This is a genomic window from Bacillus clarus, from assembly GCF_000746925.1.
In the GTDB taxonomy this organism is placed as follows: Bacteria; Bacillota; Bacilli; order Bacillales; family Bacillaceae_G; genus Bacillus_A; species Bacillus_A clarus.
In genome coordinates, this window is record NZ_JMQC01000008.1 from 547,675 (window position 1) to 569,340 (window position 21,666).

The 21,666-nt window shown below is 34.9% G+C and carries 17 protein-coding genes and 3 pseudogenes; 2 read left to right on the forward strand and 18 right to left on the reverse strand.

The features are described 5' to 3' along the window. Window positions 1–464: 464 nt before the first annotated feature. Window positions 465–996: pseudogene (locus DJ93_RS03500) on the reverse strand (GNAT family N-acetyltransferase). A gap of 966 nt (window positions 997–1,962) precedes the next feature. On the opposite strand from DJ93_RS03500, the gene DJ93_RS29990 reads away from it, so the two are divergent. Beyond that, entirely contained in the window at window positions 1,963–2,277 is a 315-nt protein-coding gene (locus DJ93_RS29990) for an N-acetylmuramoyl-L-alanine amidase family protein (protein WP_241484336.1), read from the forward strand. 195 nt (window positions 2,278–2,472) lie between these two features. On the opposite strand, the gene DJ93_RS03510 is transcribed toward DJ93_RS29990, so the two are convergent. The 5 genes from DJ93_RS03510 to DJ93_RS03530 all read right to left on the reverse strand — a co-directional run bounded on the left by DJ93_RS03510 (window position 2,473) and on the right by DJ93_RS03530 (window position 7,164). Continuing rightward, complete coding sequence (locus DJ93_RS03510; protein WP_052109527.1) at window positions 2,473–2,775, reverse strand: hypothetical protein; 303 nt, start codon at window positions 2,773–2,775, stop codon at window positions 2,473–2,475. A 350-nt stretch (window positions 2,776–3,125) separates the two neighbouring features. Further along, window positions 3,126–3,440 carry a hypothetical protein gene (locus DJ93_RS03515; RefSeq protein WP_241484260.1) on the reverse strand — a complete coding sequence of 105 codons (315 nt, stop codon included), beginning with the start codon at window positions 3,438–3,440 and terminating at the stop codon, window positions 3,126–3,128. Between the two features lie 524 nt (window positions 3,441–3,964). Further along, window positions 3,965–5,023, reverse strand: a complete 1,059-nt coding sequence (locus tag DJ93_RS03520) for a sensor histidine kinase (protein WP_042979209.1) — start codon at window positions 5,021–5,023, stop codon at window positions 3,965–3,967. Beyond that, window positions 5,020–5,733, reverse strand: coding sequence for a response regulator transcription factor (locus DJ93_RS03525; protein ID WP_042979210.1), 714 nt, complete (start codon window positions 5,731–5,733; stop codon window positions 5,020–5,022). The genes DJ93_RS03520 and DJ93_RS03525 overlap by 4 nt, the downstream gene beginning before the upstream one ends. 51 nt (window positions 5,734–5,784) lie before the next feature. After that, on the reverse strand, window positions 5,785–7,164 hold the full coding sequence (locus DJ93_RS03530; protein ID WP_042979211.1) for a D-serine ammonia-lyase: 1,380 nt from the start codon (window positions 7,162–7,164) through the stop codon (window positions 5,785–5,787). 152 nt (window positions 7,165–7,316) lie between these two features. On the opposite strand from DJ93_RS03530, the gene DJ93_RS03535 reads away from it, so the two are divergent. Further along, window positions 7,317–7,862, forward strand: a complete 546-nt coding sequence (locus DJ93_RS03535) for a helix-turn-helix domain-containing protein (RefSeq protein ID WP_042979212.1) — start codon at window positions 7,317–7,319, stop codon at window positions 7,860–7,862. 324 nt (window positions 7,863–8,186) lie between these two features. Here the strand turns inward: DJ93_RS03535 and DJ93_RS03540 are convergent. From DJ93_RS03540 to DJ93_RS03595, 12 genes and pseudogenes are all read right to left on the reverse strand, one after another. Further along, window positions 8,187–9,046: pseudogene (locus DJ93_RS03540) on the reverse strand (phospholipase C). 717 nt (window positions 9,047–9,763) lie between these two features. Beyond that, window positions 9,764–10,621: pseudogene (locus DJ93_RS03545) on the reverse strand (GH25 family lysozyme); the annotation flags it as partial. A 104-nt stretch (window positions 10,622–10,725) separates the two neighbouring features. After that, the gene (locus DJ93_RS03550) at window positions 10,726–12,489 is read right to left on the reverse strand and encodes an ABC transporter ATP-binding protein (protein ID WP_042979213.1); all 1,764 of its coding nucleotides are present in this window, start codon (window positions 12,487–12,489) and stop codon (window positions 10,726–10,728) included. Next, complete coding sequence (locus DJ93_RS03555) at window positions 12,489–14,240, reverse strand: ABC transporter transmembrane domain-containing protein (protein WP_042979214.1); 1,752 nt, start codon at window positions 14,238–14,240, stop codon at window positions 12,489–12,491. Before DJ93_RS03555 ends, DJ93_RS03550 begins: the two co-directional genes overlap by 1 nt. A 124-nt stretch (window positions 14,241–14,364) precedes the next feature. Then, window positions 14,365–14,586, reverse strand: a complete 222-nt coding sequence (locus DJ93_RS03560; protein ID WP_001123316.1) for a YneF family protein — start codon at window positions 14,584–14,586, stop codon at window positions 14,365–14,367. Window positions 14,587–14,664: 78 nt separating this feature from the next. Next, window positions 14,665–15,105 carry a sporulation inhibitor of replication protein SirA gene (sirA, locus tag DJ93_RS03565; RefSeq protein WP_042979215.1) on the reverse strand — a complete coding sequence of 147 codons (441 nt, stop codon included), beginning with the start codon at window positions 15,103–15,105 and terminating at the stop codon, window positions 14,665–14,667. A 156-nt stretch (window positions 15,106–15,261) separates the two neighbouring features. Next, window positions 15,262–17,262 (reverse strand): transketolase, encoded by a 2,001-nt coding sequence (gene tkt, locus DJ93_RS03570; protein WP_042979216.1) that lies wholly within the window; start codon window positions 17,260–17,262, stop codon window positions 15,262–15,264. Between the two features lie 223 nt (window positions 17,263–17,485). Further along, entirely contained in the window at window positions 17,486–17,971 is a 486-nt protein-coding gene (locus DJ93_RS03575; RefSeq protein ID WP_042979217.1) for a coproporphyrinogen III oxidase, read from the reverse strand. 86 nt (window positions 17,972–18,057) lie between these two features. Next, entirely contained in the window at window positions 18,058–18,861 is an 804-nt protein-coding gene (gene phnE / locus DJ93_RS03580; RefSeq protein ID WP_042979218.1) for a phosphonate ABC transporter, permease protein PhnE, read from the reverse strand. Next, window positions 18,861–19,655, reverse strand: coding sequence for a phosphonate ABC transporter, permease protein PhnE (phnE, locus tag DJ93_RS03585; protein WP_042979219.1), 795 nt, complete (start codon window positions 19,653–19,655; stop codon window positions 18,861–18,863). The genes phnE (DJ93_RS03580) and phnE (DJ93_RS03585) overlap by 1 nt, the downstream gene beginning before the upstream one ends. Then, window positions 19,652–20,425, reverse strand: a complete 774-nt coding sequence (phnC, locus tag DJ93_RS03590) for a phosphonate ABC transporter ATP-binding protein (protein WP_042979220.1) — start codon at window positions 20,423–20,425, stop codon at window positions 19,652–19,654. Before phnC ends, phnE (DJ93_RS03585) begins: the two co-directional genes overlap by 4 nt. Window positions 20,426–20,542: 117 nt before the next feature. Next, on the reverse strand, window positions 20,543–21,481 hold the full coding sequence (locus DJ93_RS03595) for a phosphate/phosphite/phosphonate ABC transporter substrate-binding protein (RefSeq protein WP_042979221.1): 939 nt from the start codon (window positions 21,479–21,481) through the stop codon (window positions 20,543–20,545). Window positions 21,482–21,666: the final 185 nt, after the last annotated feature.

Below are 21,666 nucleotides of genomic sequence, written 5' to 3' on the forward strand. Positions count from 1 at the left end.
AAAAATATTTCTAATATAATTTAATGGTATTTTATGTATCATTTTACTTCATTTGGATATGTAAAATTACATATAAATATAGGAACATAAACCATAAATAACCCATAATATCATTATATTATGAATAACGATTTCACCTTCCATAAACATTATAGAAAAATTTTTCTTCTACACTTGATGGATGTGTGGTGCTGCCCACGCCCATCAAGCTAAGGTCTTGAGATACCCCCTAAACGAAATTTTTACTTTTCTACATTTTGTTATCTTAATATAAGCGTTGATGACATAAAATTCGAAAACAGAAGCCAACATAAACTAACCAAGGTTTACATACGTAAAAAGGCTCGCTGTTGTTAAACAAGCGATCTGATTAATCATCATAAGCATTCTTAATAAGAAGTATAAAAAAATATTGAATATAAGAATTTAATTACATTTACATGAATACTGTTCTTAAAAATTGTTTATGACTGCAATTTTATTTCATAATGTGATAGTTGTTTTCCTTGGTAATCTTTATCATAAGCAAATTGGAATCCTAGGGTCTCTAATACCTTTTTTGATTTATCATTTGTAATTTTAATTCTCGCAATTAGTTTTTTAATTTCTATCGAGTTAGCAGCATACTGTATAGATGCTTTTGCAGCTTCTGTTGCATAACCTCTTCCCCAAAATTCAGGATCTAAAAGATACATAATTTCAACTTCCTCTTCTTTTTGATCTACATAACTATCTTAAGCCGCAATGCCCTATAATTTTCCCTGTACATTTATTTAAAACTGCCCATACACCAAAGCCATATTGATTCCAATGATCTATGAACTTTTCAACATACATTGTTGCTTCTTCTTTTGTCATTCCTCTAGATGCTGCAAGCCATTTACCGACGGTATCTTTTTTTACGATATTATAAATATCATCAATATCTTCTAAACTTATTTTTCTCAAATAAAGCCGATCTGTTGTAATTGTTTTTTCGTCTATTTTAACATTCATACAACTCGCTCCTTTAGACAGTGGTCAATAGTTTTTTATTTTATTACATTTCCCTGTTTTTCCTATAACAACTATTACTGTTGGTTCAAAATAAAGTTTAATCAAATTAATACTAATCCCCTTAATGATTCTAATCCGCCTATTCCACCTACTACAGACAAATGGGCGAAAATCTCACAGATATGAGAAGAGAACAGTCTTTGATATTATGGGTGTTGTCTATGAGTATAGTGGATTTGGAAAACAAAAGAGAGCTGCATAATTTTTGAAATTTGATTGATTGAGGTTTATTTGGCATGCTCATTTTTAAAGACAAAAAGTATTTTAAGAGTTTTTTAGTTCATTTGAACGAAAGCTCATTTTGTTTCCGTTCTTAAGTTGATAGGCATGTATGGTGACCATTTAGCAGCAACCAGCTCAATCATTTTGTGTGTGAAGAAACTTTGCACCAGAACCCATTTTTCTGTTGGGATCCCTATAAAAAATCACATAGAAAAACCAGCTTCTCTACAAACATATACTTTCAGTTGATGAATGTGTGTGCTCCCCCCTTTTACAGATAACAATCTTTTAAAAAAATGCATGTTATCTGCACTTTATCTTTACATAAAACTTTTATCATATAAGCATACCCAAAAGGTATGACAGCATTTCAGACGGTTAACCAAAGAGAATTTTATCAATATACCGTATACATTGTTATATTTGTAGGGGTTTTATAACACTCGCGTTATTATTTTTACTTTAACCAAATCTATTAATTGTAAACATATTAACCAAAAACAAATTGACCAAGGAAGGTTTTTTTATAAAAAAAAAATTATATATCCTAAACTGATATTTATAGGTTTTGTATCAGTTTATTTTTTATTAAGTTCAAAGGCGAAAGGAACCATTAATGAAGATCGAAATTCAGAAAAAGTTATAATCATAGATCTAGGACATGGAGGAAATGATCCTGAATCTATTGGACCAAATGGAACGAGAGAAAAAGATATAACTCTCAAAACAGCTAAAAACATTCAAAAAAAACTTGAGGAAAAAGGAATGACTGTAATTTTAACACGTGAAGATGACACGTTTGTATCATTAAAAAATCGCGTAGCTATTGCTCAAAATAAATCAGCTGATCTCTTTCTTAGTATTCATTATGACGGTTTCACAACAAGTGATGTAAATGGAGTAACAATTCATTATAATAAATCGCTTAAAGAATGGATATTAGCGAAAATGATACATGTCAGCTTTTTGAGCAGGTTTACCTTATCAGCTAAAATATAACCGAAAAACCCCATAATACCCACACATAAAACGCACACCTGAATAACCGAAATCAGAATATACGTTTCTTTTGGCATCTGCGCTAATATCTGTTCCCCCATTTCCTTATTAATCGGTAAAAAGCTATACATTCCACTCAACACTCCGGCAATGATACCAATTGGTAACATACAAAGTGAAAATTTCAATGCATTCTTATAAATGTTTTTCATGTTCGTTCATCCCCAATTTGAATTTTAAGGTTCCAACGATACTCTTATACTTCGGACGTTCCGCCAAAGTAGCAAATAGAGGATTTTCTACAGTACCTTGCATCATACTTGCTTTGATGATTTTTTCATTTCGAACGGTCTTGGTTCCTAGCTTGAATTCCTCGAACCAGCCATCAAGGTCATCAAAATAAGAATCGCAATGTAACTCATATAGAGAAAAATTCAAAGTACAAACAGACACATACTTTTGCAACATATCCAATGCGGTTTCGTGATTCCCCTGCATACAGTACACCTGTGCAGCAGTATAATAAATCTTTATCATCGTATTGGATGTAGCTTATCAAGGTCATAGGCATCTGCAAGAGCAAAAGCGCGTTTCAAGATTTCCTCCGTTTTTTCTCATATCGATGAGATTTCCGTCCGTTTTGCTGTAGGAGGTTAAACAAGCGAAGGAGCACCTTTGATAACTCTTGGATTCGTCAGATGCAAACATAGACATATAAAAAACGCTATCCTTCCCTATGATTCTACAGAAAGAATAACGTGTTTTTTCATTTTTGGGATATTTCTTTTTGTTAGCTTGATACCGATGCGGTGCTACCCTTATTGTCATTTATATTTTGATATAAAGTACTAGCAATCAAGATTATAGCATACTGGTATACCTATTTCAGGAAAATCGCCCATACCCATTCTAGGGAAACCACCCATACCCATTCCTGGGAAACCACCCATACCCATTCCTGGGAAACCACCCATGCCCATTCCTGGGAAACCACCCATACCCATTCCTGGGAAACCACCCATACCCATTCCTGGGAAACCACCCATACCCATTCCTGGGAAACCACCCATACCCATTCCTGGGAAACCACCCATACCCATTCCTGAAAAACCGCCCATACTCATTCCTGGGAGGGCTATAATACGCGGAGAATCGAATGTCATATTTTCACCTACTTACTATAAATATTTTGCAGTCTTTTACATGATATGCTTAATGAAAATAACGGAGCTTATTCTTCTTTAAAATTAGGCAAAATAACAACTGAAAACGAGAATTATATGAGCAAAAAGTCCCTTCAGATCTTAAAGGGAACTTTTCAAGGGTTCCAAATATATTGATTGCTGATAAGTGGTGTTATGTACATTAGAGTTGTTACTTAACTGACTTTTTTGTCAAGAACTTTTACCTTCCTGACTGATGTAAAACTAATATAATAAAAGCTAAAACTCCTTTATTATCAATTTCCTTTCATGCATATGATAGTTTAGGTTTATACTGTTGAAATCAGGTGCAAATTAGCAACATACTAATATTAACACTCTGAAAAAGAAAGATATTCCATTTTTCATCTAAATAAGACAGATAAAGTAAAAAAACCTTCTGTAACATACTTACATGTATGTTAACAAGAAGGTCTATCATTTCTATAACATAACTTAACTATTACAAAAGTCTTTCAACCGTCTCATTTCTTTTCTGATGTAATGGGAAGAGTAAACCAAAATTCACACCCCTGTTTCCCATCCGGACGATTCCGAACACCAATTTCTCCCTTGTGTATTTCAACTAGCGATTTTGCAATGGCTAATCCGAGTCCAGACCCTCCAGATTGTGAACTTCTTGATGGATCCGTTCTAAAAAAACGTTCAAATATGCGTAATTGATTATTTATAGAAATCCCCTCACCTTCATCACGCAAAATGAATTGAACTCGCTGTTTTTGCTTATCTTCCTCTATAATCAACTCGATTGTTCCAAACGTAGGAGAATGCCGAATTGCATTATGTAACAAATTACTAATAACCCGAGCTATTTTACATGGCATAATCCAAAGTCGTGGCAATGAATCTGAAACGTACAATTGCAAATGGATATCTTTTTCCTTCAATAAAATAGAATGAGAATCTAGTACTCTTAATAGAATACTATCTACATGTGTTAAACTTGGATGAAATGCTTCTTGTCCAAGTTCTAACTTAGAAAGCTCAAATAAATTATTAATTAATCCGCTTAATCTTTGTATTTCGTTTAAGATTGTCGTTAAGTACTGCATTCTCATGTTAGGATCCTCAACTAAATCATCTTGTAACGCTTCTATCATCAATTGTATGCTAGCCATAGGAGTCCGTAAGTCATGAGAAATATTTGCTATCAGCTCTGTACGTGCTTTTTCTCCTTTTTCTAATTTAGCAAAGCTTTCTTCCAATTTTTTAGCCATTTGTTGAAAAGCTTTCGCTAATTCTTTAAATTCTTCCGGTTCTTTTCCTATTATATACATCGTCCCAAATCGCCTATCACTAAATTGTTGAGTTAATGCAATTAAATTTTGAATAGATCTCATAATAGGACGTGTCATTAACCAGTAAATAATCGTTGAAACAATCATTGCTACCATCACAATTACTATTAATAGCTTTGTTTGTTCCGGTCTAAGTAACATTCGTCTTTCACTATACCAGATAGAAATTAACATGATACTTGTACTTAATAGATTCATTAATAACAATTGATTACGTAGTTTCATGCTTCATTTCCTTCCTTCGGATCAAAACGATAGCCAATTCCCCAAACTGTATGAATCCAACGGTCTTTTGTTGCATGCTTCTCCAATTTTTCACGTAAACGACTCATTAACACAGTTACCGCATTTGTACATCCTTCATATTCAAACCCCCAAACTTTTTCAAGAAGTTGAGAGCGTGAAAATACTTGTTTTGGATGTTTTGCCATTAAATAAAGCACCTCAAATTCTTTCACTGTTAGTTCAATTTCATGTTCACAAACAAATACACGCCTTTTCGTTGGACAAATCTTCAAATTTAAAAACTCGATCATTTCCGATACTGGTTCTTGTGTTTGTACTGTTGCATGATTTCCTCGTCTTAAAATAATTTGTACCCTTAATACTAATTCACGAGGTGAGAACGGCTTTGTTACATAATCATCCGCACCCATTGTTAATCCCAAAATTCGATCTCTTTCTTCTCCCCTAGCGGTTAACATAATAATAGGAACATTAGAGTGTTGGCGAATTTCCTCACATAATTCCCAACCATCTTTTTTCGGCATCATCAAATCTAAAATAATGATATCTGGTTGATATTGTTGAAATAAGTTCCAACCTTCTATTCCGTTTACAGCGGTATATACTTCATATCCTTCTCTTTCTAAGTACTGCCTGCATATTTCCCGGATATTATCTTCATCTTCTATAATTACAATTCTTTTTTTCATACAATTGCCTCTACTTTATCCTCTATAATAAAAAAATCTATCTATTTACCCTTACAAAACTTCCCCCATTACGAGCGGTTTCTCTAGTGCTAATTTCAATCCTTTTTGATAATATTGTGACATCAATTCTTTAGGAACCATGCTTCCACCTGTTCCCCAAATAATATGTGTACCATTGTCCATTTTTTCTGTTAAACTGTGCTTCAGTAAATAATTCATTCCATCTTTACATAATTTAATCGGTCCAATCATACCTGCTAATGCAGAAGGCTCTAAATAAATCCCTACTGTATCGACTAGTTGCTTTAACAATATATACAACTCCTCATCACTAATTGTATAATTCCCACTTAAAAATGGTTCCATAGTTTTACCTACAAACCCAGATGGTCTTCCGACAGCAAGTCCATCTGCAGCTGTTACATTATCTATACCAACATCTTGTACAGCGATTTTTTCGTGAAGTCCAGTCATTAAACCGAGTAACATACATGGAGAATGAGTAGGCTCTGCAAAGAAAATGTGGACATAATCTTGATACAATAATTTCAAACCAAATGCTACTCCGCCCGGGCCACTACCTACTCCACACGGTAGATAAACAAATAATGGATGATCCTTATCTACAGTTATTTGCAGCTCTTCTAATTGTTTTTGTAAACGTGCGGCTGCTACTCCATATCCTAAAAATAAATGGCGGGAGTTTTCATCATCGATAAAATAGCACATAGGATCCTCAGCCGCTTGTTTTCTCCCTTCCTTAACAGCCTTATTATAATCACCTTTGTACTCAATAACCGTGACATTTTTACTTCGAAGCAAATCTTTTTTCCATTGTTTCGCATCTGCAGACATATGAACTGTCACATTAAACCCTAACTTTGCACTCATAATACCAATGCTAACCCCTAGATTTCCAGTTGACCCTACCACAATAGAGTAATTTGAAAAGAAATTACGAAACGTTTCACTATCTAAAATTGAATAATAATCTTGTTTAGTTAATAAGTTATGTTTAATAGCTAAATCCTCGGCATGTTTAAGAACCTCATAAATTCCTCCCCTTGCCTTAATAGATCCTGATATAGGAAGATGACTATCACATTTTAGTAATAACTCACCTGATATAGTTGTTTGATATTCCTGCTCTAAAGACTGTTTCATGGAAGAAATTTTCACTAAAGGAGATTCTATGATACCATTCATTTCTTTTGTTTCAGGGAATACTTTGGCTATATATGGAGCGAAACGTTTCAATCTTTCTTCTGCATCCCTTACATCCTCTTGAGTAAGTGTAGTTTTTTTAATCCCTGTTTCAAACTTTTCGATATTAGGATTGATCCAAAATACTTCCTCCATCGAAATAAGTTTATTTAATAAAGGATATTGCTCTTTCCAAGTTTGAAGATCTTTGCTTTCAATCTCCTTCATTTATCTGATCCTCCTTATTCTCTTGTAGCAATGTGAATATTAAATTATAATTAAGTATATTTTAAGACAGTTTAACATAAAAAGATTGATTATATTTAATTGAATTAAATTTTTTAAAATATTATTTAACATTTTTTTTAAGGAGTATCGTCATGGAAAATATAGATATTGGAATAAAAGTACAAAAATATAGAAAAGAAAAAGGATTGAGCAGTAAGGATTTAGCAAAATTAGCTGCTATTACACCTTCTATGTTAAGCCAACTTGAGCGAGGATTAGCAAATCCTTCTATACAAACCCTAAAGCTCTTAGCTAAAGCCCTTGATGTTCCAACATTTAGTTTTTTTATCGAAGAAACAAATACAGATGATTTAATCGTAAAATCCAATAACCGTAAGAAAATGATTGTTGGTAATTTATCTTATGAGCTATTATCACCTGATTGCACTGGTAATTTGGCAACAGCGATTATGAATGTTCCTCCAAATACCTCTTCGTCAGAAAATCCTCTGGAACATAAAGGTGAGGAAGTTGCAGTTATTTTGGAAGGAAAAATCTTGTTACATCTAAATGAAGAACAATATTTATTAGAAGCTGGTGATAGTGTAAAAATACCAGCAAATTTGAAACATAAATGGGAAAATAATTTTAGCGAAATTGCAATTATATTATTTTCAGTGACCCCACCTTCATTTTAAACTAAATAAATGATATGTAATGATTGGCAGCACTCAACAAGCAACATTTTTCAATTTAGAATAAAACTATATTAATGCGAAACTTTTCCAAGTCAAAAATGGGGAATTTTTTAGATACGGTGGATTATTCGTAGAAATGTTGCCGTACCTTACTAAGGATATCCTGGTTGCACAGAAAATTTGTATACTAAACATGATTGGTATGCATAGATAGATCGAATGAACTTAATAAAAAAAGAAAGAGAGGGCCTTTCTGGTAAAAGTTCCTCTCTTTTCATATTCATTTTTGTCATACGTAATTTGCTTCATGTGTAGGTTTATTTCTTATTGGTGATTCACGTACGTATCAAACCATAAATGGATATATCCAGCTGTAATACGTTGCGCTTCTATTAAGCGTTTCCCCGTTACTGGTGTCACCTCAGTACGCCATTTATCAGCAGAGTCTTGTGACACAGCCGCTTTCATAAACCAACCTTTCGTCTTACTATTAACAATTGATGGAAAGTCAGTTTTTGCAGCTATTGCCGACGCATGAACCCAATCTTCTGGATTTACACTTTGCCAATTCCAATAACCATTTCCATCTGTTACTCTATAATTGTCTTTAACTGTATCGACGAAGTTTTCATATTTTGAATGAAAGCCAAATGGATACGAAATATTTGTAAAGTTTGCTGCATGCATAGGCTGGTTCACATCCCCTAAATAATGAAGCGATAATCCTAAATAAAAGAATGCATTTTTCAAATCTTTATTTTGATAAGCTTCACCAGCTAATTTAAAATATTTCGCTCCTGTTTGCTTTGCTTGTTTGGCAAATGGAATGTACGTACTTCCTGAATCAGGATCATAGAAGTGTGAGGCGAATGTGGAATTATCATAATACGGGTTTTCATAATCCGCTGAATAAATACCTTTCTCCAAATCAATATGCCATTCATTTAATAGAGCTGTCTCATTTGGCTTCACAACAGTCGTATTCTGAGACATAATATCTATGGCTTTGTTTACAATCCATAAATGAGAGCTTACTCCTTCATTATGTATAGATTCTGCTGACCACCTTTGAGCAATAGGTGGATCATATTGGTGGTCATTTTCATGTGCAAATGCCACACTTTGGATAGGAGCTGTTAGGACAGGACAGTTACAGCAGCTATAGCCAATATTTTTCTTTTCATAAATTCCCCTCCATTTGATGTATAATCTAATTTTCCTTCATGTGCTTTTACTTCAACTAATTAGCAAATATATTGAACAATACGTAATATAGTTAGATAGATTTAACAGCTGCTTTATGCCAAAGGTACTAACTCATAGCTAACGTAGTCTTCAGGGGCAAATATTCCCCACCATTTATCTTGATTTGCAGATGCTTGCTCTAAAGTCTCTAACTGGAAAGTTATTATCACTCCATAACTAGATTGCCATTGTTTTTATAATATCTAACAAATCTTTCATTTCTCTCTCATAAATATTACAAAAGTCTTTCAAGAATCTATTATTTTCCTGATGAAGCGGACACACAAAACAAAAAAACTAAATGTCCATTAGCTTTATAATCTAACTATTCCATAGATATATATAAATATAATTACGCAAGCACTTACTATAATGGAAACATACAGATTTATTATATCGTAATATAACAAAGCAGAGAAAACAGTATAGAAATGGAAATGGGAGTTTTGAAATGTGGAGGTGGGATAATTCTATTAGTTCTAGAACTTTTTGAAGTATCCATTTTACGTGAGATAGATTGAGCATGCCCAAATGTAAAAATTCGTATTATATATTTGACAAAAACAAGCTCGATATTGAAAACATCGGGCTTGTTTTTGTTAATTTGACAGCTATTCCTCACATAGAAACCTTTTTTGTTCCATTTATTATACACCATATTGAATATAACTAGAATCATAATAAATCCATTCATTTGTCCCTAAACAAAGCCATCCATTTTGTTCTCCCCACACTTTATACGATTCACCACGATTTAATTGCCGGATTATACTAGATTGTATAGAGGGACCACTTCGTAAATTGACGTTATCTCCATTAATTACAGCATTACCGTATACTGGAGTTGCATTAGCAGGTTGGGTACCTCCATTACTGCCCCCTTCACTTTCATTACTACCTTTTAATGCGTCTAGAGAAATTGCTACTGACATATCACAATTCCCTACACCTGAAACTTGGCCAGAATCCGTATATTGCCATGCTGTCCACTCCGTCCATCCACCACAATCAGTAGGTGGTGTACTAGAATATCTTGCAATCCAAAGTGGTACATCACTTAGTCCACTAACTCCAAACTCATTAATATACCAGACTCCTGTATATAACATTACCCCTTTTCCAGTAGCTTGTTTCACATAATTTATGAAAGTTCTTGCCCAATTAGATATAGCTGTCCCTGTTAAATTACTTTTACTAGGATCTATTGGTGATTCTAAATCTAAAACAGGGATTAGATCTATCGGATTATTTTTTAAAATATTCACAAAATAATCCGCTTCCGAAATTGCATTATTTTGCTCCGGATGCGCAAAGTGATAAGCACCTATTAATACACCAGCACTTCTCGCCGCTTGTATATTTTGAACGAAGGTAGGATCAACAAAATTCACGCCTTCCGTCGCTTTTGCGTATGCTGCTTGAATTCCAGATGCCTTCACAGCATTCCAATCAATACTTCCTTCCCAATGAGAAACATCGATGAACGTAACATTTGAACTGGATCTATTTTGCATGCTAACTCTCCTATCAAAATTATGTTTTATCTTATATAAAGTATGTACAACCTTAGTAAAGGGACACTACCTTTACTAGAATAAAATAGAAAAAAGCCCTGAAACTACAGGGCTTTTTGAAGGCTTCCTTTATTTTGAAGTAAATACATATTATAATACAATCCTTGTTTACTAAGTAATTCTTGATGTGTTCCTCTCTCTACAATTTCCCCTTCATGCATTACAAATATTTGATCTGCATCTTGTATTGTAGATAATCTATGTGCAATCGCTATCGTTGTTCTTCCTTTTCTCATTCGTTGCAACGCTGTTTGAATTGCTTCTTCTGTTTCCGTATCAATATTAGCCGTTGCTTCATCTAATACTAATATTTTAGGGTTTGTCGCTATCGTTCTAGCAAAAGCAATCAACTGCCTTTGACCACTTGAAAATGTAGCTCCTCTTTCTACTACTTCTGTATCATACTGCTCTGGTAACTTCTCAATAAACGTATTCGCTTGCACAAAACGTGCAGCTTCTTCTACCTCTTCATCCGTAATCCCCTCATTATACATGCGGATGTTTTGCTTCACATTCCCAGCAAATAAAAATGCATCTTGTAGAACTAAACCGATTTTCCTTCGAATTTCCTGTTCCTCAAAATCCTCTAAACTCACACCATCGATTACGATATTCCCTGATTTAATATTGTAAAACCTCATTAACAAATTCATAATAGTACTTTTCCCACTTCCAGTATGCCCAACAAAAGCAACCGTTTGCCCTTGTTTCACATGGAAAGATACATTTTTTAAAACATCACGTTTCCCATCATATGAAAAGGTAACATCTTTAAACTCAATTTCTCCGTCGACTACTTGCGGATTTCCATTCCCTTTTTGAACAGGGGCTAAATCTTTTTCATCCATTAAATGAAATACACGTGATGATGAAACAAGTGCTTGTTGGAAGAAAGATAATTTCATCATCATTTCATTTACAGGTTGGAAGAAACGATGAATATAATTAACGAAAGCATATAGCACCCCAACTTCAACCGGGCTCTTCAAAGCGTCTATTCCAAACAATCCAAGAACTAATGCAATTGCTATAATATGAACAAGGTCTGTTGCTGGACGTAAAAATAATGCGTCTAATTTTAATGTACGACGACCAGCACTGTAATGCTTATTATTCACTTCTTCAAATTCTTTTCGCATCCTCTTTTCTTGCCTGAACACTTGAACAATATTCATTCCTTGAATTGATTCATTTAACTTTGCATTTAAAATACTCAATTGATTACGAACTTCTAAATAAAAAGCCGAGCTTTTCCGGCGATACATAGCCATAATTGTAAACATAATTGGAATTAATAAAACCGAACATAGCGCTAATTTCACATCAAGTAAAAACATCGCCACTAAAATACCGATTAAAAACACTACATTTTTCACAAATGTTGATAATACACTTACATAAAAATCTTTTATCGCTTCTGTATCATTCGTTATTCGCGATACGAGAGTACCAATTGGTGTCCGATCAAAGAAACTTAGCGATAACTTTTGAACATGATCATATACTTCAACACGCATGTCTTGCACAATTTTAAACGCTATATTTTGAAAATATAATAAATTCAAATACGTAAACAAAACTTTTAACAAGTGAGCACTCATATACACAACAAATAAAGTTACAAGTGCTGATTGTTCAAAATTACGTGGCACTAAGTGTTCATCAAGGAACTGTTTGATTAAAAACGGCCCCATCATTTCTGCCACAGTTGCACCAACTAAAAATAAAAATGCCAATGATAATAACCTTTTATACGGTTTCATATAGGAAAGTAATCGCCATAAGTCGTTTTGTTTTTTCTCAGCCATTATATGCCTCCTTTCTCAACTAACGCCTCTAGCTGCTGGCTTTCATACATCTCTTTATACCAACCATTTTGTTCCATTAGTTGTTCATGTGTTCCTCGCTGCACAATTCCCCCTTCATCAACAACAAGAATAAGATTCGCATGTTGAATCGCACTTAAACGATGCGCTGTAATAATCGTCGTTTTTTCTGCTCTTTCTCGTTTCAGTGCAGTTAAAATTGTTTCTTCTGTTTTTGCATCTACTGCCGATAAACAATCATCTAAAATTAAAATTTCAGCATTTGTTAGTAGTGCACGTGCAATAGAAATCCGCTGTTTTTGTCCACCCGATAATGAAACTCCTCGCTCGCCTACTACCGTATCATACCCTTCTGGGAATTGAACGATGTCCTCATGAATACAAGCGATGTCAGCGACACACGTAATTTCTTTATATGTAGCATCCGATTTTCCGAAAGCAATATTTTCACCTATACTTGCCGAACATAAAAAATGATCTTGCGGTACATATGAAATTGCGGAACGTATACCATGAAGTGTCATATTACGAATATCTTGCTCGCCTACTTTTAATTCCCCACTAAAATGGTCATATTCCCGAATTAAACATTTTAATAGTGTCGTCTTCCCTGCGCCCGTACGACCAACAATTCCTAACGTTTCACCTTTTCTTAAATTAAAATGAATATCTTTTAAATTCAACGTTTCATTTTTCTTATAAGAAAATGTATCAATCGCAAATGCAATATCACCACTTGCTATTTCATCTATAGCACTCTCTTTATCCGCAACATCTGAAGTGTGAGATAATATTTTTTCTACACGGTCATACGATGCACGCCCGCGCTCCATAATATTAAACAACCACCCAAAGGCTAACATCGGCCAAACGAGAGTTCCTAAATATGTTGTAAATGTAACTAATTCACCTACTGTTAATTCACCCCGTACAACTAAAAGTGATCCGTAGCAAATCGCAATTAAAAATGAAAACCCGACAATAAGAGCAATTGTTGGATCAAATAGCGAATCAATACGGGCTACTAACATATTTTTCTGTACAACATCTTCTGATTTTTTTCGAAATGCTTGTAAATCTTCTTTTTCTTGTCCGAGTGAACGAATTACCTTCATTCCACTCATACTTTCTTGTACTTTATCATTGATCTCAGAAAAAGCTTGTTGCGCTTTATGAAAACGTCTATGTAGTAAAGTGCCGTAATAATTAGTCGAAATTGCTACAATTGGCATTGGAATTAAACTTAACAACGTTAACTTCCAGCTAATCGTAAATCCCATAGCTACTAATACACATCCACCTACAGCTAATGAATCTACAAGTGTTAAAACACCCGCTCCAGCCGTTTGCTGTATCGCTTGAATGTCATTTGTCGCATGCGCCATTAAATCACCTGTACGATGTGATTGATAGAAAGATGGGCTCATATTTGTAAAATGTTCATATAATTTCTTTCGTAATTGGCGGGCTAGCTTTAGAGACGACCCAAAAATCATAATGCGCCATACATATCGTAATACATACATAGTAATCCCTACAACGACTAAAAGAATAACCCATTTCAACAATTTTTCAGATGTTAATGTTTGATTATTAATTTCGTCTACGACGATCCCGATTACTTTTGGTGCTACAAGTTCAAGCAACGCTACTCCAAATAACAAAATAATTCCGATTATGTACGCTCGTTTTTCTTGTTTAAAAAACCAAGCTAAATTAAAAAATACTTTCATTTATATCCTCCTCCCCTAAAATGAGCGATGTTTTCAGTTTATCAAAAATACAGAATTTTTAAAAGTTTTAAATATCATTCCCATTCAAAAGAAAAGGACACTCTTAACGAGTGCCCTTTAGCGCTTATTTCGTTTGTTGCTTGCTCATCGCGCTCATCATTTGATTGATTTTCTTTTGGGAAGGTTTTTGTCCCATTTGCATCATCATCATTTTTAACATTTGTTCGTTAATTGGCGGATTTTTTTCTAAATAGTTCATCATGTATTTGCGGGCAATGAAAAATCCTAACGCCACGCCTGCTACTAGTGCTACTACGCCCACTAGAATACCTAACCAAATCGGCATATATTTTCCTCCTTCATGTTGTCTACCTTACAGTGTACTAAAACCTTTTCAATAAGACAAGATACTATTCGACATTTTTTACACATATGTTCGTACTTGTTTGAGAGGATTTAACCAACCATACTTTTTATTTTCATAATCCATCGCTAAAAATGTTAATTCACACTTCCTAAGCACCTCAAAGAAAGTTGTTTCCATAGATACATTTCCAGAGGTGTTCATTCTAATGTATTGTGATTTCACCATTATTTCGCCATACTCTGCTCCGGTATAAAGCCTATGTGTATGATGTGTTCTTTCATATTTACCAAGAACACGTAAAGCTTGTTCTAATCTATGATGAATTTTCATTACTTGTAGTGGCATCGTAATATACATCATTTGCTTATATAACACTTTCTTTTCCGAAAGGGACCCAGATTCTGAAAATCGAGCAAATAAATCGAAAAACAAATATTCACGACCAAAGTAAGCTTTCGCAATATCCTCTTGAATTAAATACAATTCATACGTTTTCATTTTTCCCCTCCCGATCTGGACAACCTTTTCTCTACATTATATAAAAGAAAATTTGCAATGATTGTCTGACTACGGAGAGAGAAAAAACTTTTTCTGTCGAAAAAACGCAATTACATAGAAAAATCTCCCCATGCCGGAGAGATTTTTCTAAAATCATTAAAGCATTTCTTTTACTTTACGAACAACGTTCTCTACAGTAAATCCATACTCTTCCATAATCTTCTCACCAGGAGCAGAAGCACCAAATGTATCGATACCTAGTACATCTCCATCAAGGCCTACGTAACGATGCCATCCGAATGTAGCACCCATTTCAATTGCGAAACGTTTCGTTACTGCTTTTGGTAATACAGATTCTTTGTACTCAGCAGTTTGAGCTTCAAAGCGATCCATAGATGGCATGCTGACAACAGCTGCATCAACACCGTCTACTGCTAATGCTTTTTGTGCTTCAACAGCTAAACTTACTTCAGATCCAGTTGCAAGTAGGATTACATCAGCTGTTTCTTTCTTACTTGGAGAAACTACATATGCACCTTTTGCTACTTTTTCATACGTATCGTCTTTTGCACCTTCTAATGTTGGAAGGTCTTGACGAGTTAAAACTAATGCAGTTGGTGTTTTTGTAGATTCTAAAGCTAATCTCCAAGCTGCAACAGATTCGTTACCGTCAGCCGGACGGATAACAGATACATTTGGCATTGCACGAAGCGCTGCTAATTGTTCAACTGGTTCATGTGTTGGGCCATCTTCACCAACAGCGATACTGTCATGTGTAAATACATACGTTACAGGCAATTGCATTAATGCTGCAAGACGAATTGCAGGACGTAAGTAGTCAGAGAATACGAAGAACGTACCACCGTAAGTTTTTAAACCGCCATGAAGTGCAATACCGTTCATTGCTGCACCCATCGCAAACTCACGTACACCGTACCAAATGTTTTTACCGCTGTAATCAGCTTTTGTAAAGTCTTTTTCATTATTCATATATGTTTTGTTAGAACCAGCAAGGTCCGCAGATCCACCGAAGAATGAGGGTACAGATTCTGCAATCGCATTAATGACAGCACCTGAAGAATTACGTGTTGCCGCTTTTGATCCTAATTCATAAGTTGGTAAGTTTTGTTCCCAACCTTCTGGAAGAAGACCGTTCATTGCCGCTTGTAGTTCGTTTGCTAATTCTGGATACGCTTGTGCATATTCACCTAACATTGTGTTCCACGCAGCTTGTGCTGTTTCACCAACATCTTGTACTGTTTTACGGAAGTTGTCATATACTTCTTCTGATACATGGAAATCTTGTTCAGCAGTCCAAGCATATGCTTCTTTTGTTAATTTTGTTTCGTCTACACCAAGTGGAGAACCGTGTGAAGCTGATTTTCCTGATTTGTTTGGAGAACCGAAACCAATTGTCGTTCTTACTTCAATTAGCGTTGGGCGTTTTTCGTCAGCTTTTGCTTCTTCAATTGCTTTTGCAATTGCTTCGATATCGTTTCCATCCTCAACACGGATTACTTGCCAACCGTATGCTTTATAACGATCTTCTACACTTTCAGAGAATGAACGATTTAAATCGCCATCTAAAGAAATATCGTTAGAATCGTATAAAACTACAAGACGACCTAATCCTAAATGCGCAGCTAATGAAGATGCTTCAGCAGAAACGCCTTCCATTAAATCGCCATCACCGCAAATCGCGTATGTAAAATGATCAACTACATTATACGCATCGCGGTTATATTTTGCTGCTAAATGTCTTTCAGCCATCGCCATACCAACAGCTGTTGAAATACCTTGTCCAAGTGGACCAGTTGTTGCATCTACACCTGCTGTGTGACCATACTCAGGATGTCCTGGAGTTTTACTTCCCCATTGACGGAAGTTCTTTAAGTCATCCATTGTTACGTCATAACCAGATAAGTGAAGCAGGCTATATAATAGCATTGAGCCATGACCTGCAGATAATACGAAACGATCACGGTTAAACCACGTTGGATTATTTGGATTATGTTTCATAAATTGAGTCCATAGTGTATAAGCCATTGGTGCTGCACCCATTGGCATTCCTGGATGACCAGAGTTTGCTTTTTCAATCGCATCAATGGATAATGTGCGAATCGTGTTGATAGAAAGTTGTTCGATTGAATGTGACATGCTATTCTTCCCTTCGCGTATAGTAGTAAACGTTTTATACATTTATATGATAGCTTCCCACGCAAGATTATACAACATGTATCGACAAATATGTTGATGTTTTTTTGATTTTTTATAAAAAAACCAATGATTCCGGGAATGTATGGGCATTCAATATGACATACTTTTTCATTATTTTTATTTTAAAAAGAAAGAGAATTATCTGTATTTTTATTCATTAATTTTAAATTCCAAAATGCAAAATATATCCTTCTCCACCTTTTACTCTGCGAAGTAAACGAATAAAAGACTCTAACTCTAAACATAGAGTATCTCGATCAAAAACATATTTTTCATACTCTCCATCCGTAATATTTTCATCTTCCCATTGATACGACGAACCTGTAAGTTCAATTGTTTCAGGAGTTAAAGAAACCATACTAACTAGCAAACAAAATAACTGTTCTGCTACCGCGGCTCCTTTTTGCTCAATTTTTGTAATGCCATAATAATGAATCCCAAATCCTTCTTCTCTTTTCGCTAGAATATACGTCGGCATCCAATGAATAAAATCTAGTAGATATACGATTACCTCATCACTTAATACAACACACTCCTCTATCTTTGCCTCTTTTTTATACAAAAAACTAGTTTCGATCCAATCCATACCTTCAAAATCCAACACTTCTTTATCATTTGAAACAAATACAAATTCATGCTGTAAGGCCAAAATATCCCCCGTTATTCAATAATAGCCAAATCATTTTTTCTTATTATACAAAAGAAGCACCTTATGTAGGTGCTTCCAAAAACAACTTATACGATTCTCTTTCGAATCGAACTCGAAATAAGGTCAATAATAATCACCATCAAAATAATGCCTAATAAAATAATACCTACACGGGACCAATTCCGTGAACTTAACGCAAAAATTAATGGTGTACCAATACCCCCTGCTCCAATAACACCTAAAATTGCCGCAGATCGTACATTAATTTCAAATCGATATAATGTATACGATAAGAAATCTGGTAACACTTGTGGCATCACTGCATACCAAAGTATTTGAAAACGATTTGCTCCTGTAGCAATTAACGCTTCAGTCGGCCCCTTATCTATATTTTCGATCCCTTCTGAATACAGTTTTCCCAACATTCCAATAGAATGTAAGCCTAAAGCTAATACACCTGCAAAGGAACCTGGACCAACGGCCTTTATAAATAAAAGAGCCATCACTAACTCTGGAAACGTACGAACAAAACTCAGTACAAATTTCCCGGTTCCTGAAGTCAATTTCCCCATACTCATATTTGTTGCCGCCCAAAACGCAAATGGTACAGATAAAAAAGCAGATATAAACGTACCTAATACTGCAATCGCTAACGTATCAATTAAACCGTGCAATAAATCTTCACCATCTGGCAACGATACATACGCCCAATCTGGATGTAATACACCTGTCATAATCGCTTTCGTAATTTGACCAGCTGTATCCTTTATCCCCTCTAGCGGGACTCCTGAAAATGCCCATACATATATAGCTATAAGTGCTATAAAAATAATCCAGCGATCTAAACTCGGTTTCTTCGGTTTTGGCACGATTATCGTCGTTTTACTCATCATAATTTCTCCCGTAATACTGTACTTATATAATCAATTAACAATACAACAACGAGTGTATACATAATAATAGAAGCAGTTTGTTGATATTGTAAAAATCCAAGCGTACGATCATAATATAATCCAATGCCCCCTGCTCCTACTAACCCTAGAACAGCTGCCGCGCGTACATTCACCTCAAATGTATACAGTACATAAGAAATGAAGTGCGCTTTCACTTGTGGAATTACTGCATATACAATCCATTGCACCTTATTTGCTCCTACTGCAGTCATTGCTTCTAATGGACCTGGATCAATCGATTCGATTGATTCGTATAATAACTTTGCAACAAGCCCAACAGAGAAAAAAGTAAGTGCCAAAATACCTGGAAGTGGACCGATTCCAAAAATCGCTACAAAAATAGCCGCTAATAATAGATCTGGTATCGTTCGAATTAAATTTAAAACGAACCGAGCTGGACCATATAAAGCCATATTTGAAAACACATTACTTGCCGCTAATAACGCAAGTGGAATTGCTAAAATCGCTCCTAACGTCGTTCCAATAATAGCCATACGAATTGTATCTAATATTGCAGTTGTAATTACTTGAAAATAGCCCCAGTCTGGCGCTACCATTTCCTTCAGCAAATCGATCATATTTGGAAAACCAGTTATAAATTTCGAAAATGATGCATCTACTTGTACACTACTTCCCCACAATAATAAACCAACAAGGAGCACAGTTAGCATATGCTTTAGTCTACTCGGTGGCTTCGGTATCGTTTTAGAATATATCGTCAAATCATTCATTTGACCGCCACCTCTAATAATTCATTCGTTTGAATTGAGCGACCGTAAATTTCAGCAAATTTCTCATCAGTCGCCTCCTTTACTAGTCCGTCAAATACGATTTCACCTGCATGCAATCCAATAATGCGCGTAGCATATTGCCTAGTTAAATCAATAGAGTGCAAGTTTACAATTGTTGTAATTCCAAAATCTTCGTTAATTTTCTTTAAATCATCCATTACTTGCTTTGTTGTAAGTGGGTCTAAAGAAGCGACAGGCTCATCTGCTAATATAATTTTCGCCTCTTGTGCCAATGCTCTAGCAATCGATACACGTTGCTGTTGTCCTCCTGATAATTCATCAGCCCGCGCATATGCTTTTTCTATAATATTCACTCGTTTTAACGCCTGAAAAGCAAGCTCTAAATCTTCTTTCGGAAACAATCCTAACGTTGTACGCAACGTAGAATGATACCCAACACGCCCAGCTAATACATTCTTCAATACAGTAGATCGCTTCACAAGATTGAAACTTTGAAAAATCATACCGATATCACGTCGCATGCGTCGTAATCCTTTTCCTTTTGCAGTGGTAATAGACTCCCCACCAATAATAATTTCTCCAGCTGTAATGTCATGAAGTCGGTTAATGGATCTGAGAAGCGTTGATTTTCCAGCCCCAGATAACCCGACCATAATAACAAACTCACCTTTTTGGATTTTCAAATTAATATTATTCAATCCTTTTGTACCATTCGGATAAACTTTGGAGACGTTTCGAAACGCTATCACGCATCCTACCTACCTTCCACTTAGTATAAAAAACCGAAAAACGGCTAACTAATTGAAACCACATACCGTTTCAGCTAGTCGCCATTTTCAATGAACATTTAAAACCTTCCTAATGTATTATTGTGTTTTCACTTTTTTTCCATAATCACGAACGATATCAAATTTACTATCATCAGATTTAACATACCCTTCATGTGAATACACTTCTTTAATAATTTTATGTCCCTCTTCATTCTTTCCAATTTCAATAAACGCATCTTGTAACTTTTTACTCCATTCAGCATCTAAATCAGAGCGTACAGAAATCGTATCGTTAGGGATCTTTTCTGTAAACTTCACAATTTTTGTTTGATTAAATACATTCGGATAATCTTTTTTCACAATATTGCGGGCATCTTGGAACACAACTGCTGCATCAACATCACCATTTAAAAGGGCAATGATAGATTGGTCATGACCTTTTAATGTAACAGGTTTCACATCTTTTAACGGATCGACTCCTTCTTTCATTAACACAGCTGCTGGCCAAACATATCCTGCCGATGATGTCACATCTTGATAACCTATTTTCTTACCTTTTAAATCTTTCACACTATTAATATTAGAATCTTTTTTTACTACAAACTCAGATTTATAGAAATCTACTAAATCTTTTGTTGGTGCTCCCGTCGCATCATCTACTCCAAATCGCTGCGCCTGTAAAATTACGTTTGCAGCTTTTTTCTCATGTGCCAATACATATGCTGTTGGAGGCAAGAAACCTACATCTACTTGTTTTGATGCCATAGCTTCTACAATCGTGTTATAATTCGTTGAAATACTAACTTTCACAGGGATATTCAGCTTATCACTTAACAGTTTTTCTAGTGGTTTTGCTTTCGCTTCTAACGTATCAGCATTTTGTGACGGAACAAATTGAACATGTAACGTCTTGGGCACATACCCTTTTTTCGTATTTTCACTTTTATTTGCACTCGATTCCTTCGCTCCACAACCACTTAATAATCCCGCTGCTAATACAACCGATGTACCCATTGCAAAAACTTTTTTCAACATGTTAAAGCCTCCATTCCCCTTGTTATATATTGAATTTTTTGTAAACATATAGAAATATATCACATATCCCTCCACACACTTGTTTATTTACAGAATCTTTACACATTCTAAACATTCTATATAAGTAACACTTTAAATATCTGATATGATTTATATTAAGATAACTATAGAAAAGGTGGATAACA

Coding starts and splice junctions, on each gene's coding strand:
- DJ93_RS03510 (WP_052109527.1), bottom strand. CDS start 2,775: ATGCAGGGGAATCACGAAACCGCATTGGATATGTTGCAAAAGTATGTG.
- DJ93_RS03515 (WP_241484260.1), bottom strand. CDS start 3,440: ATGACATTCGATTCTCCGCGTATTATAGCCCTCCCAGGAATGAGTATG.
- DJ93_RS03520 (WP_042979209.1), bottom strand. CDS start 5,023: ATGAAACTACGTAATCAATTGTTATTAATGAATCTATTAAGTACAAGT.
- DJ93_RS03525 (WP_042979210.1), bottom strand. CDS start 5,733: ATGAAAAAAAGAATTGTAATTATAGAAGATGAAGATAATATCCGGGAA.
- DJ93_RS03530 (WP_042979211.1), bottom strand. CDS start 7,164: ATGAAGGAGATTGAAAGCAAAGATCTTCAAACTTGGAAAGAGCAATAT.
- DJ93_RS03535 (WP_042979212.1), top strand. CDS start 7,317: ATGGAAAATATAGATATTGGAATAAAAGTACAAAAATATAGAAAAGAA.
- DJ93_RS03550 (WP_042979213.1), bottom strand. CDS start 12,489: ATGGCTGAGAAAAAACAAAACGACTTATGGCGATTACTTTCCTATATG.
- DJ93_RS03555 (WP_042979214.1), bottom strand. CDS start 14,240: ATGAAAGTATTTTTTAATTTAGCTTGGTTTTTTAAACAAGAAAAACGA.
- DJ93_RS03560 (WP_001123316.1), bottom strand. CDS start 14,586: ATGCCGATTTGGTTAGGTATTCTAGTGGGCGTAGTAGCACTAGTAGCA.
- sirA (WP_042979215.1), bottom strand. CDS start 15,105: ATGAAAACGTATGAATTGTATTTAATTCAAGAGGATATTGCGAAAGCT.
- tkt (WP_042979216.1), bottom strand. CDS start 17,262: ATGTCACATTCAATCGAACAACTTTCTATCAACACGATTCGCACATTA.
- phnE (WP_042979218.1), bottom strand. CDS start 18,861: ATGAGTAAAACGACGATAATCGTGCCAAAACCGAAGAAACCGAGTTTA.
- phnE (WP_042979219.1), bottom strand. CDS start 19,655: ATGAATGATTTGACGATATATTCTAAAACGATACCGAAGCCACCGAGT.
- DJ93_RS03595 (WP_042979221.1), bottom strand. CDS start 21,481: ATGTTGAAAAAAGTTTTTGCAATGGGTACATCGGTTGTATTAGCAGCG.